16 protein-coding genes are annotated in these 15530 nt (G+C 69.5%); 5 read left to right on the top strand and 11 right to left on the bottom strand.

Annotated features, from left to right (window positions below):
• The first annotated feature begins 92 nt into the window (after positions 1–92).
• Positions 93–341 (top strand): PspC domain-containing protein, encoded by a 249-nt coding sequence (locus tag ABFT43_RS05620; RefSeq protein ID WP_347959399.1) that lies wholly within the window; start codon positions 93–95, stop codon positions 339–341.
• Between the two features lie 98 nt (positions 342–439).
• Here ABFT43_RS05620 and ABFT43_RS05615 read toward each other — a convergent pair whose 3' ends face one another.
• From ABFT43_RS05615 to ABFT43_RS05605, 3 genes are all read right to left on the bottom strand, one after another.
• Positions 440–1474, bottom strand: a complete 1035-nt coding sequence (locus tag ABFT43_RS05615; protein ID WP_347959398.1) for a 6-phosphofructokinase — start codon at positions 1472–1474, stop codon at positions 440–442.
• 71 nt (positions 1475–1545) lie between these two features.
• Positions 1546–2232: a response regulator transcription factor gene (locus ABFT43_RS05610; protein WP_347959741.1), complete on the bottom strand. Its 687-nt coding sequence runs from the start codon at positions 2230–2232 to the stop codon at positions 1546–1548.
• 16 nt (positions 2233–2248) lie between these two features.
• Positions 2249–3535, bottom strand: coding sequence for a sensor histidine kinase (locus ABFT43_RS05605; RefSeq protein WP_347959397.1), 1287 nt, complete (start codon positions 3533–3535; stop codon positions 2249–2251).
• A 167-nt stretch (positions 3536–3702) separates the two neighbouring features.
• On the opposite strand from ABFT43_RS05605, the gene ABFT43_RS05600 reads away from it, so the two are divergent.
• Positions 3703–4416 (top strand): hypothetical protein, encoded by a 714-nt coding sequence (locus ABFT43_RS05600; RefSeq protein WP_347959396.1) that lies wholly within the window; start codon positions 3703–3705, stop codon positions 4414–4416.
• Positions 4413–5585, top strand: coding sequence for an alpha/beta-hydrolase family protein (locus ABFT43_RS05595; protein WP_347959395.1), 1173 nt, complete (start codon positions 4413–4415; stop codon positions 5583–5585). The genes ABFT43_RS05600 and ABFT43_RS05595 overlap by 4 nt, the downstream gene beginning before the upstream one ends.
• Positions 5586–5659: 74 nt before the next feature.
• Here the strand turns inward: ABFT43_RS05595 and gatA are convergent, their stop codons facing one another.
• Together gatA and gatC are read right to left on the bottom strand one after the other, a co-directional pair.
• Positions 5660–7165: an Asp-tRNA(Asn)/Glu-tRNA(Gln) amidotransferase subunit GatA gene (gene gatA, locus ABFT43_RS05590; protein WP_347959394.1), complete on the bottom strand. Its 1506-nt coding sequence runs from the start codon at positions 7163–7165 to the stop codon at positions 5660–5662.
• On the bottom strand, positions 7162–7473 hold the full coding sequence (gene gatC, locus ABFT43_RS05585) for an Asp-tRNA(Asn)/Glu-tRNA(Gln) amidotransferase subunit GatC (RefSeq protein ID WP_347959393.1): 312 nt from the start codon (positions 7471–7473) through the stop codon (positions 7162–7164). Before gatC ends, gatA begins: the two co-directional genes overlap by 4 nt.
• A 233-nt stretch (positions 7474–7706) precedes the next feature.
• Between gatC and ABFT43_RS05580 the strand changes: the two genes are divergently transcribed.
• Positions 7707–8378, top strand: coding sequence for an ACT domain-containing protein (locus ABFT43_RS05580; protein ID WP_347959392.1), 672 nt, complete (start codon positions 7707–7709; stop codon positions 8376–8378).
• A 15-nt stretch (positions 8379–8393) separates the two neighbouring features.
• Positions 8394–8906, top strand: a complete 513-nt coding sequence (locus tag ABFT43_RS05575; protein WP_347959391.1) for an O-acetyl-ADP-ribose deacetylase — start codon at positions 8394–8396, stop codon at positions 8904–8906.
• Positions 8907–8913: 7 nt separating this feature from the next.
• Here the strand turns inward: ABFT43_RS05575 and ligA are convergent, their stop codons facing one another.
• From ligA to ABFT43_RS05545, 6 genes are all read right to left on the bottom strand, one after another.
• Entirely contained in the window at positions 8914–11019 is a 2106-nt protein-coding gene (ligA, locus tag ABFT43_RS05570) for an NAD-dependent DNA ligase LigA (RefSeq protein ID WP_347959390.1), read from the bottom strand.
• Between the two features lie 42 nt (positions 11020–11061).
• Positions 11062–11445, bottom strand: a complete 384-nt coding sequence (locus ABFT43_RS05565) for an MmcQ/YjbR family DNA-binding protein (RefSeq protein ID WP_347959389.1) — start codon at positions 11443–11445, stop codon at positions 11062–11064.
• Positions 11446–11602: 157 nt separating this feature from the next.
• Positions 11603–12619 carry a uroporphyrinogen decarboxylase/cobalamine-independent methonine synthase family protein gene (locus ABFT43_RS05560; RefSeq protein WP_347959740.1) on the bottom strand — a complete coding sequence of 339 codons (1017 nt, stop codon included), beginning with the start codon at positions 12617–12619 and terminating at the stop codon, positions 11603–11605.
• Positions 12616–13734 carry a tRNA 2-thiouridine(34) synthase MnmA gene (mnmA, locus tag ABFT43_RS05555; RefSeq protein WP_347959388.1) on the bottom strand — a complete coding sequence of 373 codons (1119 nt, stop codon included), beginning with the start codon at positions 13732–13734 and terminating at the stop codon, positions 12616–12618. Before mnmA ends, ABFT43_RS05560 begins: the two co-directional genes overlap by 4 nt.
• The gene (locus ABFT43_RS05550) at positions 13734–14951 is read right to left on the bottom strand and encodes a cysteine desulfurase family protein (protein ID WP_347959387.1); all 1218 of its coding nucleotides are present in this window, start codon (positions 14949–14951) and stop codon (positions 13734–13736) included. Before ABFT43_RS05550 ends, mnmA begins: the two co-directional genes overlap by 1 nt.
• A 58-nt stretch (positions 14952–15009) precedes the next feature.
• Positions 15010–15489, bottom strand: coding sequence for a DUF4334 domain-containing protein (locus tag ABFT43_RS05545; RefSeq protein ID WP_347959386.1), 480 nt, complete (start codon positions 15487–15489; stop codon positions 15010–15012).
• Between the last annotated feature and the right edge of the window lie 41 nt (positions 15490–15530).

Here is a 15530-nt window from a genome sequence, read left to right as displayed (position 1 = left end):
CCAGGGGAACGTTCAGGGTGATCACCGATGTCCGAAACGCCTCGTCGGCCCTACCGTCGAAGACGAGAGTTCACCGACCGAGGAGTTCACCGATGACCACAGCACAACCCGCATATTCCGGTCCCCGGCTGATGCGTTCGCGCACCGACGCCTGGCTCGGCGGGGTCTGCGGCGGCATCGCCGCCCGCTACGGCTGGGATCCGACGCTGGTCCGCGCGCTGTTCGTGTTGTCGTTGCTGCTCCCCGGGCCCCAGGTGCTGATCTACCTGGCGCTGTGGATCATCATCCCGCGCGAGCCGGCTCCGACCCACACGCCGCAGCAGCCCTACCCGACGCAGTAACGCCTGCCGCGACCACGAGAACCAACCGACGAGCCCGTCGGCGGTGGAGGACGCCCACCGCCGACGGGCCTCCCTTTGTCCGCCGGAACCGGGCCGGATCAGCCGAAGATGACCCGGATCTCCTTGTACTGCTCCGGCGGCACGGTCTTCAGCTTGCCGAGCGCCTCGTCGAAGGTGATGCGGTCGATGCTGGTGCCGTGCAGGGCGACCATCTGGCCCCACCCCTTCTCTGCGACGAGGTCGGCGGTGGCCATGCCCATTCGGGTGGCCAGCACACGGTCGTAGGCCGACGGCACGCCGCCGCGCTGGATGTGTCCGAGCACCGTCGCACGGGTCTCGATGCCGGTTCGCTCCTCGATGAGCGGCGCCAGCACCTCGCCGACACCGCCGAGCCGCGGACGGTTGAACCCGTCGAGGCCCTTGGTGGAGTAGGCCTCGGTCATGTCGGGCAGCTTGAAGCCCTCCGCCACCACGACCATCGGCGAACGGCCGCGCGCCTTGACGCTGGTCACCCAGGCGCAGATCTGGTCGAGGCTCTCCGGCTGCTCCGGGATGAGGATGACGTGGGCGCCGCCGGCGATACCGGAGTGCAGCGCGATCCAGCCCGCGTGCCGGCCCATCACCTCGAGCACCATGCACCTCTGGTGCGAGTTGCCGGTGGTGCGCAACCGGTCGATGGCCTCGGTGGCGATCTCGACGGCGGTGTTGAAACCGAAGGTGTAGTCGGTGGCGTCGATGTCGTTGTCGATGGTCTTGGGGACGCCGACGATGTTGATGCCGTCCTCGAAGAGCCGTTTGGACGCCGACGCGGTGCCCTCGCCGCCGATCGCGATCACGCCGTCGACCCCGAGGTTCTCGAGGACCTTCTTGATGTTGTCCGGACCGCCGTCGGGTTCGGAGTAGGGACCGAACCGACTGGTACCGAGGATGGTTCCGCCCTGGTGCGAGAGACCGCGCACCGTGGACCGGTTGAGTTCCATGATGTCGCCGTAGACGAGACCCGCCCACCCGTTCTTGAAGCCGACGAACTCGTGCCCGTAGACGGTTTCGCCCTTGAGCACCGCACCGCGGATCACCGCGTTCAGGCCGGGGCAGTCACCGCCGGATGTGAGAATGCCGAACCTCTTGGCCATGTGGTGGGACCCTCCTTCTCGACGATCACTCCCAATCTAGTGCCCGGGCGCCCGCACCGCCGGTCACGAATTCACTTGAGACCGTTCTCGTAGGCGAACACGACCGCCTGGGCACGGTCGCGGAGCCGCAGCTTGCCGAGCAGACTGCTCACGTGGGTCTTCACCGTCTGTTCGGTGACGAAGAGGTCGGCGCCGATCTCGGCGTTCGACTTGCCCTCGGCGAGGAGTTCGAGCACCTCCCGCTCGCGCGGGGTGAGGTGGTCGAGCGCGGGGTTCTTCTTCGGCCGGCGCCGTCGCGACGTCACCTCGTCGATGAGTCGCTTGGTGATCGCGGGCGCGAGCAACGCCTCCCCCGCCGCGACCACGCGCACCGCGCGCACGAGTTCGTCGGCGGGCGCGTCCTTGAGCAGGAACCCCGATGCGCCGATGCGCAGCGCCTCGTAGACGTAGTCGTCGATGTCGAAGGTGGTGAGCATCAGCACCCGGGTGGGCGGGTCCCAGCCGGCGGCCAGGATCTGCTCGGCCGCCCACAGACCGTCCTTGCGCGGCATCCGGACGTCCATGAGGACGACGTCGGGACGGGTACGCCGGCACACCTCCACCGCCTCCACGCCGTCCGCCGCGTCGCCGAGGACCGACAGGTCCGGCTGTGCGGCGAGCAATGCCGAGAATCCCTGGCGCACCATGGCCTGGTCGTCGGCGACGACGACGGTGATCGGTCCGGTGTCTCCATGTGAGCGTTGCGAATCCGGGGTCATCGACACGTGCGTCAGGCTACCGGTCACCGTCCTGGTGCGTGTCTCGACCTTCCGATTCCGAGGCGGCCGCCGTGGTGAGGACGGCGTCCTCCCGCGGCGGGGTCATCGGGATGCGGGCGCGGACCGCGAAACCGCCGTCGACCGTCGGCGCCGCGACGAGCGACCCGCCCACGGCCTGAGCACGTTCGAGCATGCCCGGGATACCGACGCCGCTGCCGCCGATGCCCAGGGGCGCGGCCATGGGAGCCGAATTCACCACGGACACCTCGACGAACCCCGTCGCCGACGGCGCGATGGTCACCTCGGTACGGCTTCCCGGTGCGTGACGGGTCGCGTTGGCCAGCGATTCCTGCACGATCCGGTAGACCACCAGAGCGGCGGAGTCGCCGACCATCTCGTCGTCGACGGATCGGGTGAGGGTGACCTCGGAGCCGGCCCGGCGCGTCTCGGCGACCAGGGCATCGATGTCCGCCAGTCGCGGATTCGGGGCCGCGTTGGGCTCGCTCCCCTCGACACGCAGCACCCCGAGCAGCTGCCGCACCTCGTCGAGAGAGGTGCGCGCGGCATCGGCGATGGCGTCGAATTCGGCTGCGGCGGCGGGCGGGACGTCGGGGAGACGGTATCGGGCGGTCTGCGCCATGACGACGACCATCGACATCCGGTGCGCCACCACATCGTGCAGATCGCGCGCGATCCGCGCGCGTTCCTGGAGCACCGCGGACTCCGCTTCCGCCGCCTCGGTCGCCTTGGTGCGCTCGGCGAGCTGACGGCGCGACGCCATGAGTACGCGCAGGAGTGGTACGACCACGGCCATCGCCGAGGTCGCGATGATCCACGCCGGGTGCACCGCGTAGGCGACCACGATCGAGCTGGCGAGCCACACCACCGGGATCCAGCGCAGCGGACCACGCAGCATCACCATGAAGGTGAGGAACAGCAATTCGATGAAGTGCGTGACCTGGATGGTCAGCTCCCAGTCCTCGCTCCTCGGTACGACCAACCCGATGACCTGTGCCGAGACCACCGAGATCGCCCACGCGACCATCGGCGCCGACCACGCCAGCGCGACCGGGAGTGCCGCGAACGCCGAGACGAACGGTCGCAGGATCTCCGGCATCGGATGCGTCACCTGCAGCGTCGGCCAGGCGATCATGTACATGAAGACGGCGAGCAGCAGGAAGAACCAGTTCATCGGCCGCGAGAAGTAGGCCCGCACCGCGGGTACTCGGGCGACCGGTGCACTCGACACCCAGTCGACGAACTCGCCGCGCGCCGCCTGCAGATGCTTGCGTAAACCGGACATGCTTCAACCCTAGGCCGCGCGGATACACCGAGTCCTCATACTTTGGGGGGAGACACCCTCCTTCCCGGGTACTGGACCCCTCCCCCACGACCCACCCGGACGGCGACGGGCGATCGGCTCCGCGGAGCGATGTGGACGAGGGTTTCCCGTCCTTAGCGTCATGATCCATGACGACATCGAGTCCACCACAGCTGACCCGGAAACCACCCTCGTACAACGTTTCTCGTCGCGGATCACGGCGCGCCACCGCTCGCGGCCGCGGCCGCTCCGGCTTCCCGCTGCGCGCCGTGATCGCTGCCGTCACACTGGCCGTGATCGTTGTCGGACAGTGGATGTCGACGGCACAGGCGGTCGCGGGCGACATCGGCGCGGACGGGATCCGACCGTCGGCGCGTGACGCCGGTGATCCGTACGCGAAGGTGGTTCGGGCACTGACCGGATCGCATCCACAACACGCACTGGAGATCCTGCCCGCCGGGTTCGCGGAGGTGATGGGATACCGCCCGGCCCTGGCAAACGGCGTCCCGATCAACCCCGACGGTGACTGCTCATCCCCCATCCCGCTGCCCGATCGGTTCACGTCCCTGTGCCGGACACACGATTTCGGCTACGACTTGCTGCGGGCCGCCGACGCATCCGGTCATCCGCTCGACGCGTGGGCACGTCTCGCACTGGACCGCATGCTGATCGACCGGATGCACGAAACGTGCACCGACCCGCTCTGCCATGCGGCGGCACAGGCCGCCCGGATCGGGCTCGCCTGGAACACCTGGCGGCAGGCCGGCGGACCCCCGGCCGCCGGCGAGTCGATCCCCCGTCTCGTCACCACCACCTTCGAGCGTGCCTTCGCCGACACGCGTTCCGTACGGGAGATCTCATGAACAGCTCACCCCGTCCCGTCCTCGTCGTCTGTGTGCTGATCGGTTATCTGATCTCGCTGTATCCCGGAAGCCTGCCGCGCGATGCGGTGACCATGACCGTGCTGACAACCGCTTTCGCATCGCTTGGGGCGATCATCGGGAAGTGGCTGTCGTCGCGATCCGCCTGCGACGTCGATGATCGGTCACGGCGCGTCTCCCTGGGCGTCGGCGTGTTGGTGGCCGCGTCCGGCGCGGGACTCGCCGTCCGGTGGCAGTCGCTGATCCGCGACGCGGTGGGGGCACCGCCGGTCGATATCCTCTGGTGCGCGGGCACCACGCTCGCCCCGGCTGCCGCCGTCGCGGCGATCGTGCTGCTCCCACGGCTCACGGCCGTGGTCGCCGCGTGCGCGGTCGCGTTGACCGCCGGGTTGCTGACGCCCGCCCAGGCCGGGGCGGACGGCGAGCTGCCCAGCCCGGCCCGGACGACGTCCGAACCGGGCCTCGTCCTGAAGGGGGAACTGTCCGACGGCGACTTCGATCGCGCCGCAACGGATCTGGTCGACACATGGGCTCACTCCGGCGGGCTGTCGGCGGATGCGGTGATCGTCGCGGTCCCGACCGGCTCGGGCTGGGTGGACCGGACGGCGGTCGACGGATTCGTCCGTCGCCTCGGTCACGACATCAGGGTGCTCTCGCTGCCATATTCCGACGTCCCGTCATGGCAGGCGTTCGTCACCGACCGGTCGGCCGCGACCGAGTCGGCGGTCGCCCTTCTCCGCCGGCTGGCTCCGGTCCTCGCGGCGGCCCCGGACCGTCCACGGCTCGTGCTCTACGGCCAGAGCCTCGGCGCCATCGGCGCCGATGCGGCACGGGTGTGGTTGGAGAACCATCACCCGGCACTCCCGATGGAGACGGTGCTGACTGCACCACCGGGTGGCACGGTCGAGGACGGATCACGCACGCCGAGAAGGATTCTCGCGAATCACAGCGACCCGGTCGGCCGGTGGTCGACGACCGCGTTGTGGTGGCCGACGACCTCGCCGCACGGCACCGTCTTCGACGGACCCCGGGTCCCCGAGGCCCCGTGGTTGCCCGTGGTGAGTTTCCTGCAGACCAGCGTGGACCTGCTGTCCGCGCTCGACGGACCGCCCGGCGTCGGACACCGGTACGGGGTGGAGCAGGTCGGGTAGCCGCAGACCAGCAGAAATGGACAGATCCACCACCTCGTCGGGGTGGTGGATCTGTCCAGAAGTGAGCTTGTGGCCTAGACGATCGGGCCCCGCGCGGCCTCGTAGGCCGCACCGACCCGGTAGAGCCGGTCGTCGGCGAGCGCCGGGGCCATGATCTGCAGGCCGACCGGCATGCCGTCATCCTTCGACAGGCCCGACGGCACCGACATCGACCCGATGCCCGCCAGGTTGACCGGCAGGGTGCACAGGTCGAACAGGTACATGGCCAGCGGGTCGTCGACCTTCTCCCCGATCGGGAAGGCGGTGGTCGGCGTCGTCGGCGAGATCAGCACGTCGACCTGCTCGAACGCGGCGGCGAAGTCGCGGGCGATCAGGGTGCGGACCTTCTGCGCCTGGCCGTAGTAGGCGTCGTAGTAGCCCGACGACAGCGCGTAGGTGCCGATCATGATGCGGCGCTTGACCTCCGGGCCGAAACCGGCCTCGCGCGACAGCGCCATGACCTCGTCGGCGGAGTGTGTGCCGTCGTCTCCGACGCGCAGGCCGTACCGCATCGCGTCGAAGCGGGCGAGGTTGCTGGACACCTCCGACGGCAGGATCAGGTAGTAGGCGCCCAGCGCGTAGGTGAAGTGCTTGCAGCTGACCTCGACGACCTCGGCGCCGCGCTCCTCGAGCAGCGCGACGGCGTCGTGGAACGACTCGAGAACGCCGGCCTGGTAGCCCTCGCCCTGCAGTTCCTTGACCACGCCGATACGCACGCCCTCGAGATCCTGCTGCGCACCCTCGCGCGCGGCGGCGACCACGTCGGGCACCGGCGCGTCGATCGAGGTCGAGTCACGGGGATCGTGACCGGCGATGATCTCGTGCAGCATCGCGGTGTCGAGGACGGTTCGGGCACACGGGCCACCCTGGTCCAGCGACGACGCGCAGGCGACGAGTCCATAGCGCGAGACGGTGCCGTAGGTGGGCTTGACGCCGACGGTCGCAGTGACGGCGGCCGGCTGGCGGATCGAGCCACCGGTGTCGGTGCCGATGGCCAGCGGCGCCTCGAACGACGCGAGCGCCGCGGCACTACCGCCACCGGAGCCGCCCGGGATCTTGGTGGGGTCCCAGGGGTTGCGGGTCAGCTGGTAGGCGGAGTTCTCGGTCGAGCTGCCCATGGCGAACTCGTCCATGTTGGTCTTGCCCAGGATCGGGATGCCCGCTTTGCGGAGCTTCTCGGTGACCGTGGCGTCGTACGGCGGGACCCAGCCCTCGAGGATCTTGGAGCCACACGTGGTGGGCGCATCCGTGGTGGTGAAGACGTCCTTGAGCGCGATCGGCACACCGGCCAGCGCCGACGGGACCTCGCCCGCGGCGATCGCGTCGTCGGCAGCCTTGGCGGCGACGAGGGCCTCCGCGCCGCTGATGTGCAGGAAGGCGCCGATCTTGTCGTCGACCTCGGCGATGCGGTCGAGGTGGGCCTGCGTGACCTCCACCGAGCTGATCTCGCGGGCGGCGATCTTGGTGGCGAGCTCGGCGGCGGACAGACCGATCAGGTCACCGTCCGGACGCGGCGCGGCGGCACTCGAATCGACACTCACTGCTCTTCTCCCAGGATCTGCGGAACGGCGAAACGGTCCTGCTCGACGGCGGGCGCACCGGACAGCGCGGCCTCGGTGCTCAGACCGGGGGTCACGACGTCGGGGCGCAGCACGTTGGCGAGCTCGGCGGGATGCGCGGTGCCGGGAACGTCGTCGGCGGCCACCTCCGAGACCGACGCCACGTGAGTCAGGATGGAGTCCAGCTGCTTGGCGTAGACATCGAGTTCGTCCTCGCTCAGCGCCAGTCGCGACAGTCGCGCCAGGTGCGCGACCTCTTCACGCGATATGGACTTCGGTTCGCCAGCCACCGTCAGCGTCCTTTCTCACCTTCACTTGCTCGGCCATGACGCCCATCGCCGCGCCGGAGCGCGCAGATGTGCCACTCCAGCCTATGGGAACGCGCCGATCAGCCTCACCCCAGCCACCCTCTTCCGCCGATCGCGACCCGCGCCACGCACGACCGGGGCGCCGCGATGCGCGTGACCCGGGCACACGGGGCGGGCCGACGGGCGCTGCGCGGCCGATCGTCACGAGTGCGAGAATGACGGACGTGTCTTACCTCTTGCGGGTCTACCTCGAGGACCGTCCGGGCAGTCTCGGCGTACTCGCCGTCCAACTCGGTTCGGTCGGCGCAGACATCCTGTCCCTCGAAGTGGTCGAGCGGGGCAATGGCTACGCGGTCGACGATCTGGTCGTCGAGATGGCCCCCGGCTCCCTTCCGGACAGCCTGATCACCGCGGCCGAGAAGGTCAACGGGGTGCGTGTGGACTCGATCCGCCCGTACTCCGGCGTCCTCGACACACACCGAGAACTCGAGCTGGTCGACCAGGTCGCGACGGCGGCGCGCAACGAGCGCCTGCAGATCCTCGTCGACAACGCTCCTCGCGTCCTGCGGGTGTCGTGGGCGATGGTCATCACCCGTGCGAGCGGCGGCGTGCTGCAGCTGTTCGGGTCGTCGGGCGCGCCGGAGACGCCGCTGACACGTGCGGACTGGCTGCCGCTGGAGCGCGCGGAGCAGCTCGATTCCGAGGGCGAGTGGGTGCCCGAGGCGTGGAAGGACATGGACACCAGGCTCGCGGCCGCGCCGATCGGCTCCAACGACAAGGCGATCCTGCTCGGCCGCATCGGCGGGCCGGACTTCCGTCCGTCGGAGATCGCCCGGCTCGGTTACCTCGCGGGCATCGTCAGCACCGTGCTGCGGGCCGACGGTTAGCGCCATGATGGGGGTATGACCTCCATCACGATCGTCCAGGGAGACATCACCCACCAGGCCGTCGACGCGATCGTCAACGCCGCGAACTCGACCCTGCTCGGCGGTGGCGGTGTCGACGGCGCGATCCACCGGCGCGGTGGCCCCGCGATCCTCGCCGAGTGCAAGGAACTGCGCGCCGGAAGGTACCGGCGTGGGTTGCCCGTCGGGGAGGCGGTGGCCACCACAGCCGGTGACCTGCACGCACGCTGGGTCATCCACACCGTCGGGCCGGTCCACTCCTACGACGAGGACCGGTCGGCGTACCTGATCTCCTGTTACCGCGAATCCCTCCGTGTGGCAGAGGAATTGGGCGCACAGACGATCGCCTTCCCGGCCATCTCGACCGGGGTGTACGGCTGGCCGATGGACGACGGCGCCCGCAAGGCCGTCGACACCGTCCGGGCCGCGGAGACCTCGCTCGCCGAGATCCGTTTCGTCCTGTTCGACCCACGGGCTTACCGCGCGTTCGACAAGGCGCTCAACGGATGACGGCCGGCTAGTCCGGACGACCCGTCTCCAGCAGTCGCTTGAATCCGTCCTCGTCGAGGATCGGCACACCGAGCTGCTCGGCCTTGGCCGCCTTGCTGCCCGGCGAATCCCCGACCACGACGTAGTCGGTCTTCTTCGACACCGATCCCGACGCCTTGCCGCCACGCCGGAGGATGGCCTCCTTGGCGCCGTCGCGGGAGAAGTCGACCAGCGAGCCGGTCACCACGATGGTCTTGCCCTCGAGGGTGCGCTCGATCGACTCGTCACGTTCGTCCTCCATGGAAACACCTGCGGCACGCCACTTCTCGATGATCTCGCGATGCCAGTCGACGGTGAACCAGTCATGGATCGACTGGGCCAGGGTCATGCCGAGGCCCTCGACCTTCGCGAGCCGCTCGACGTCGGCGTTCTCGATGGCCTCCAAAGAGCCGAATTCCGTTGCGAGAGCACGTGCCGCGGTGGGGCCGACGTGCCGGATGGACAGGCCGACGAGGACCCGCCACAGCGGTACCTTCTTCGCCTTCTCCAGGTTCGCCAGCAACCGCTTGCCGTTCGCCGACAGATTGCCGGACTTCGTGGTGAACAGCTCGGTCTTCGCGAGGTCGTCGGCGGTGATCGAGAACAGGTCGCCCTCGTTGCGGATCACCCCGGCACCGAGCAGCGCGGCGGCGGCCTCGTAGCCGAGGGCCTCGATGTCGAAGGAGCCACGGCCGGCGAGATGGAACAGGCGCTCGCGCAGCTGCGCCGGACAGCTCTCCTGGTTCGGACAGCGCAGGTCGACGTCGGATTCCTTCTCCGGCCGCAGCGGGGTGCCGCACTCGGGGCATCGCTCGGGCATCTGGAACTCGACCTCGCTGCCGTCGCGCAGGTCGACGACGGGTCCGAGGACCTCGGGGATCACGTCACCGGCCTTGCGGATGGTGACGGTGTCGCCGATGAGGACGCCCTTGCGCTTGACCTCCGAGGCGTTGTGCAGCGTCGCGCGCGAGACGGTCGACCCGGCGACCAACACCGGCTCGAGCACGGCGAACGGGGTGACGCGGCCGGTCCGGCCGACGCCGACCTGGATGTCGCGCAACTTGGTGGTGGCCTCCTCGGGCGGGTACTTGTAGGCGATCGCCCAGCGCGGCGCGCGCGAGGTGGAGCCGAGGCGGCGCTGGATCGTGAAGTCGTCGACCTTGACCACGATCCCGTCGATCTCGTGCTCGACGTCGTGACGGTGCTCGCCCCAGTAGGTGATCTTGTCCAGGATCTCCTTGACGCCCGACACCTTGCTGGTGTGCGACGACACCGGCAGCCCCCAGGCGCCGAGTGCGAGATAGGCGTCGTGCAGCGACGCGGGCCGCCAGCCCTCGGTGTGGCCGATGCCGTGGCAGATCATCCGGAGCTTGCGCCGGGCGGTGACCTGCGGATTCTTCTGCCGTAGCGAACCGGCCGCCGAGTTGCGGGGGTTGGCGAACGGCGGCTTGCCGTCGGCGACGAGCGACGCGTTGAGCGCCTCGAAGTCCTCCACGCGGAAGAACACCTCGCCGCGCACCTCGAGGACGTCCGGGATCGGGTACTCGTCGGACTCCTTCAGCCGGTGCGGGATGTCCTCGATGGTGCGCGCGTTGAGCGTCACGTCCTCACCGGTCCGGCCGTCACCGCGGGTGACACCTCGTTCGAGGACGCCGTTGCGGTACACGAGAGACAGTGCGACACCGTCGATCTTCAGCTCGCAGAGGAAGTCCGGATCGGCGCCCGCGTCGGCCTGGACCCGTTGGACCCACGCGGTCATCTCGTCGTGGTCGAAGACGTTGTCGAGCGACATCATCCGCTCGAGGTGGTCGACCGGCGAGAACGCGGTCGAGAAACCGCCGCCGACGAGCTTGGTCGGCGAATCGGGCGTCGCCAGCTCGGGGTGCTTCTCCTCGAGGTCCTGCAGGCGACGCATCAGCTCGTCGAACTCGCCGTCGCTGATGATCGGCGCGTCCTTGACGTAGTAGCGGAACTGGTGCTCGCGGATCTCCTCGGCGAGGGCCGTCCACTCCTCGCGCAGGTCGGCCTCGGGCCCCGACTGCTCGGTGGCCCCCGACGCCGACCCCACTGCCCCCGACTCCGTTGTTTCTGCCACGGTCCGAGGGTATCGGAGTGGTCGGACGGCGAGCTCGCACAGTCAGTCGCCGAGCTTGGCCAGCGAACGTTTCGGCGCGACCTGCCGGTAGCTGGTGTCGAGGAGTTCGGACACCTCGTCCCAGTCGGTCTCGTCGTCGAGGATCAGCCCCAGCCAACCGTAGGGCCCGTAGTAGGCCGGCACGTAGAAGCGCGGATCCTGGACGAGGGCGGGTCGCTCCGACTCGTCGGGGATGAACAGCACCGATTGGTCGTACCGCACCTTGCCGCCCTTGAGCCCGCCACCGTACTCGGCGAACATCTTGCCGCAGCGGAACGTCGGGCGTCCGTGCGCGACGACCTCGGTGCTGTCGGGCAACGCGAGTGCGATCTCACGCACGCGGACGAGGAACGGGTCGGCGTCGTCGAACATGATCGGATGCGGCACACCGGCAGGATAGGTCGGCACGACGGGGTCGCGCAGTGATTCGGTGAGCCCGCGCCGACGCCATGTCCCGGGCGACCTGGGATCGGTCGTGCGTGCGGGAGTTCTGTTCCCCCCACCGGGGCCCGTCGCCGTCGCGCCGCACGCCCGAGCAGGTGACCTACAGCGCGGTCGGGTCCCTCGACAGCAGTTCGCCGGCCTGCGCACAGATCGACAGCGCGGACTTGGCCCAACGCTCCGACGCTCCGGCGAGGCCGCACGTCGGTGTGACGATGACGTTGCCCGCCAACACCTTTCGATTCAGTCCGATCCGGTCGGTGATCGCCGCGAGGTCCGTCGCGACGGTCTCCGCGCGCAACGGCCGCGCGGGTTCGGTGGACGGCACGCGTCCGGCGACCAGCACGCCCCCACGGTCGATGAGCATGCCGATGCCGTCGAGATCCTCGGCGGTCGGCCTGGTGACGTCGATCGAGTATGCAACGGTCGTCAGGTGTTCGAGGAGGTCCCACCGCGGTTTTCCACAGTCGTGCAGGATGACCGGCACGGCGACATGCTCGACGAGTTCGCCGAGGGCACGCGCGACCTCGACCGCCGGGATCGCCCGGATCGGGTCGAACCGGGTGAGCGGCTCGACCGTCCCCTCGATGACCTGGCCGATCATGGGCTCGTCGAGCTGGACGACGACCTCGGCGCCGAGCCGCCGCCTGATCTCGCCGACGTGCTGGGCGATCCCCTCGGCCGCCGACGCGACGATGTCCCGGACGGCGCCGGGATCACGGAGGACGCGGTGCCCGTTGGGCAGTTCGACCATCGCAGCCGTGGTGAACGGCCCGGCGACCTGCACCTTGAAGATCCGGCCGGTGCCGACGAATCCCGCCTTGTCCCAGAGCTCTTCGACGACGTCGAGGTCTTCCTTCAGGTAGTCGCCGGCGCGGCGGGTCAGGAGCGAATCCCGTTGGGCGAGACGATATCCCCAGGTCGCGGTGTCCATCGGGAGGTCGACGAGCAGCGCCGCCATCCGGCCGACGAGATCGGCGCCCACTCCCCGGCCGGGCAGTTCGACGAGGTGCGCGAGATCGAGTTCACCGTTGACGACCGCGGCCGCGGCACGCGGATCGGTGCCCGGCATCGATCCGACACCGGTGCCGAGGCCGGTGGGCAGCGCGGGCGTCGTCACCGAGCCGCGACGGTGGTCGGCCGTGCAGACGTTGCCGCGATGCGTCCGCACCCGACGACCTGATCGCCGCGCTCGGCGTCGGGCAGGTAGAGCACGGCCGCCTGACCCTTGGCCACACCGGTCAGCGGTTCGTGCAGGACGATGTCGATCGCGGGTTCGCCGTCGACGGTGGTGGCGGTCGCGGTCACCGGCGCGAGGCCGCCGTGGGCGCGCACCTGCACCACGGCCTCGAACGGGGCGTCGGGGGTGATGCCCGACGTCCACACCGCGCGCGTGGCGGTGATGCCCCAGACCTGCAGGTCCGCGGCAGTACCGACGGTGACCGTGCCGCTCTCGGGATCGATGTCGGTGACGTAGCGCGGCTTGCCGTCGGCGGCCGGCGCCTCGATGCCGAGGCCCTTGCGCTGGCCGATGGTGAAGCCGTGGACGCCGTCGTGTTCGGCGAGGCGCTCACCGGACGCGGCGTCGACCACCGCACCCCGGCGCACACCGATACGCGCGCCGAGGAAGGCGCGGGTGTCGCCGCTGGGGATGAAGCAGATGTCGTGCGAGTCCGGCTTGTCGGCGACCGCCAGGCCGCGGCGGGCGGCCTCGGCCCGGATCTCGCTCTTGGGGGTGTCGCCGACCGGGAACAGCGCGCGCGAGAGCTGTTCCTTCGTCAGGACGGCGAGCACGTAGGACTGGTCCTTGTCGGCGTCGACGGCGCGCCGCAGTTCACCGTTCTCCAGGCGCGCGTAGTGGCCGGTCGCCAACGCGTCGAAGCCGAGGGCGATCGCCTTGTCGGCGAGCGCGGCGAACTTGATCTTCTCGTTGCAGGTCAGGCACGGATTGGGAGTGCGTCCCGCCGCATATGCCTCGACGAACTCGTCGATGACGTCGTCCTTGAAGCGATCCGCGAAATCCCAGACGTAGAACGGGATGCCGAGGACATCCGCGGCGCGGCGGGCGTCGTCGGCGTCTTCCCGCGAGCAGCACCCACGCGATCCGGTGCGCAACGCCCCGGGCGCGGACGACAGGGCCAGATGGACCCCGACGACCTCGTGTCCGGCGTCGACGGCGCGGGCGGCCGCCACCGCCGAGTCGACTCCCCCGCTCATCGCTGCCAGTACGCGCATCACGAAACCCTTCCGCCGGGTGCGGAGACGAGGCCGGCTGCGCGTGCACGATCCACGACCTCGTCGATGACCTGCGCCACCGCGTCGATGTCGGCGTCGGTGGTGGTGTGAGACAGCGAGAAACGCAACGACGACCGGGCATCGGCCATGTCGAGCCCCATCGCGATCAGGACGTGGCTCGCCTGTGCGACCCCCGCGGTGCACGCCGACCCGGTGGAGCACTCGATGCCCTTGGCGTCGAGCAGCATCAACAGCGAATCGCCCTCGCAACCGGGGAAGGACACGTGCACGTTGCCGGGCAGCCGACGTTCCCCGTCGGCACCGTTGCGCACGGTGCCGTCGACGCCCAGCAGCACGTCGGTGAGCCGGGCGGCGAGGGCGCGCACCCGGGCGGTGTTGGCGTCCATGTTCTCGACACACCAGGTCAGCGCGGCGGCCATGCCCGCGGCGCCGGCGACGAACTGGGTGCCCGAACGCACGTCGCGTTCGTGTCCACCTCCGTGTTGCAGCGGCACGCATGCGACGTCACGGCCGAGGAGCAACGCGCCGACACCCTGTGGGCCGCCGAACTTGTGGGCGGCGAGGCTCAGCGCGGACAGCCCGCTCGCGGCGAAGTCGACGGGCACGTGCCCGACCGCCTGGATGGCGTCGGAGTGTACCGGGACACCGAATTCGGCTCCCAGCGCCGCGATCTCGTGGATCGGCTGAATCGAGCCGACCTCGTTGTTGGCCCACATCACCGAGATCAGCGCGGTCTCGTCGGCATGCGCCTCGAGCTCGGCGCGCAGGTCGGCGGGCGACACCACACCCTCGGCGTCGACGGGCAGGACCACGAGCTCGGCGTCGTCGTCGGTCGCGAGCCACTGCGCGGGGTCGAGGACGGCGTGGTGCTCGACGGCGGAGACGATGATGCGGCGTCGTTTGTCGTCGGCGCGGCGGCGCGCCCAGTAGATGCCCTTGACCGCGAGGTTGTCCGACTCGGTGCCGCCTCCGGTGAAGATCACCTCGGACGGGCGCGCGCCGACCGCGGCCGCGATCGCCTCACGGGCTTCCTCGAGCCGGCGACGGGCGGTGCGTCCGGACCCGTGCAGCGAGGAGGCGTTCCCGGGCTCGGCGAAGACAGCGGTCATCGCCTCGACGGCTTCGGGCAGCATCTGCGTCGAAGCGGCGTGGTCGAGGTAGACGGACGCGCGGGGCGCCTGGGTTGACAAGGGCATCGCTAGCAAGGATAGACGCGCCACCGGCCCCGACAAATTCCGCTCGGTGCGGGTGGGATCAGACGCGTTCGAGGTAGAAGTACAGGTGACGACCGTCGATGACGCCGCCCTTGCCGTTCATGATGCCCATGACGGTGGTGTCGTCGACGCGCTTGAAGTGGTCGATGACCGGTTGGCCGTCGTAGACCATCGACGCGGTCACCTCACCGCGGAACTCGATCGCCCACAGGCTCGCCTCGCCCTTGCCGAGCTTGACGTTCGAGAAGAGCCTGCCGTTCTCGTCGCGGCAGATCAGGGGCTGCACGTCGTTGCGCGAGGTGAAGGTCTTGCCGTACCAGTTGGCCTTGGCGAGCGCCCCGTTGATGGCGTGGCCGGTGTTGAACTCCCCGCCCTTCCATGCACCGAGCATCTCCTCGGGACGCAGCGTCGCGAGGCCGGCCCACACCGTGTCGAGCACCGCGTCGTCGACGAGCCCCTCGGCCTCCTTGAGCTCGAAGAACTTGGCGCGCGCCGCTTCTCGGGACAGGGTGGACGTCATCGTCGGACTCCTTCGACGTCGGCTGTTCGATGATCCTGGTC

Origin of the sequence: Gordonia aurantiaca (assembly GCF_039939235.1) — a bacterium.
Lineage (GTDB): Bacteria > Actinomycetota > Actinomycetes > Mycobacteriales > Mycobacteriaceae > Gordonia.
The sequence above is the reverse complement of the archived record's forward strand: the minus strand, read 5'-3'. Positions and strand labels throughout refer to the sequence as shown.

Coding starts and splice junctions, on each gene's coding strand:
- ABFT43_RS05595 (WP_347959395.1), top strand. CDS start 4,413: ATGAACAGCTCACCCCGTCCCGTCCTCGTCGTCTGTGTGCTGATCGGT.
- ABFT43_RS05550 (WP_347959387.1), bottom strand. CDS start 14,951: ATGCCCTTGTCAACCCAGGCGCCCCGCGCGTCCGTCTACCTCGACCAC.
- ABFT43_RS05580 (WP_347959392.1), top strand. CDS start 7,707: ATGACGGACGTGTCTTACCTCTTGCGGGTCTACCTCGAGGACCGTCCG.
- ABFT43_RS05575 (WP_347959391.1), top strand. CDS start 8,394: ATGACCTCCATCACGATCGTCCAGGGAGACATCACCCACCAGGCCGTC.
- mnmA (WP_347959388.1), bottom strand. CDS start 13,734: ATGCGCGTACTGGCAGCGATGAGCGGGGGAGTCGACTCGGCGGTGGCG.
- ABFT43_RS05620 (WP_347959399.1), top strand. CDS start 93: ATGACCACAGCACAACCCGCATATTCCGGTCCCCGGCTGATGCGTTCG.
- ABFT43_RS05610 (WP_347959741.1), bottom strand. CDS start 2,232: ATGACCCCGGATTCGCAACGCTCACATGGAGACACCGGACCGATCACC.
- ABFT43_RS05600 (WP_347959396.1), top strand. CDS start 3,703: ATGACGACATCGAGTCCACCACAGCTGACCCGGAAACCACCCTCGTAC.
- ABFT43_RS05545 (WP_347959386.1), bottom strand. CDS start 15,489: ATGACGTCCACCCTGTCCCGAGAAGCGGCGCGCGCCAAGTTCTTCGAG.
- ABFT43_RS05605 (WP_347959397.1), bottom strand. CDS start 3,535: ATGTCCGGTTTACGCAAGCATCTGCAGGCGGCGCGCGGCGAGTTCGTC.
- ABFT43_RS05615 (WP_347959398.1), bottom strand. CDS start 1,474: ATGGCCAAGAGGTTCGGCATTCTCACATCCGGCGGTGACTGCCCCGGC.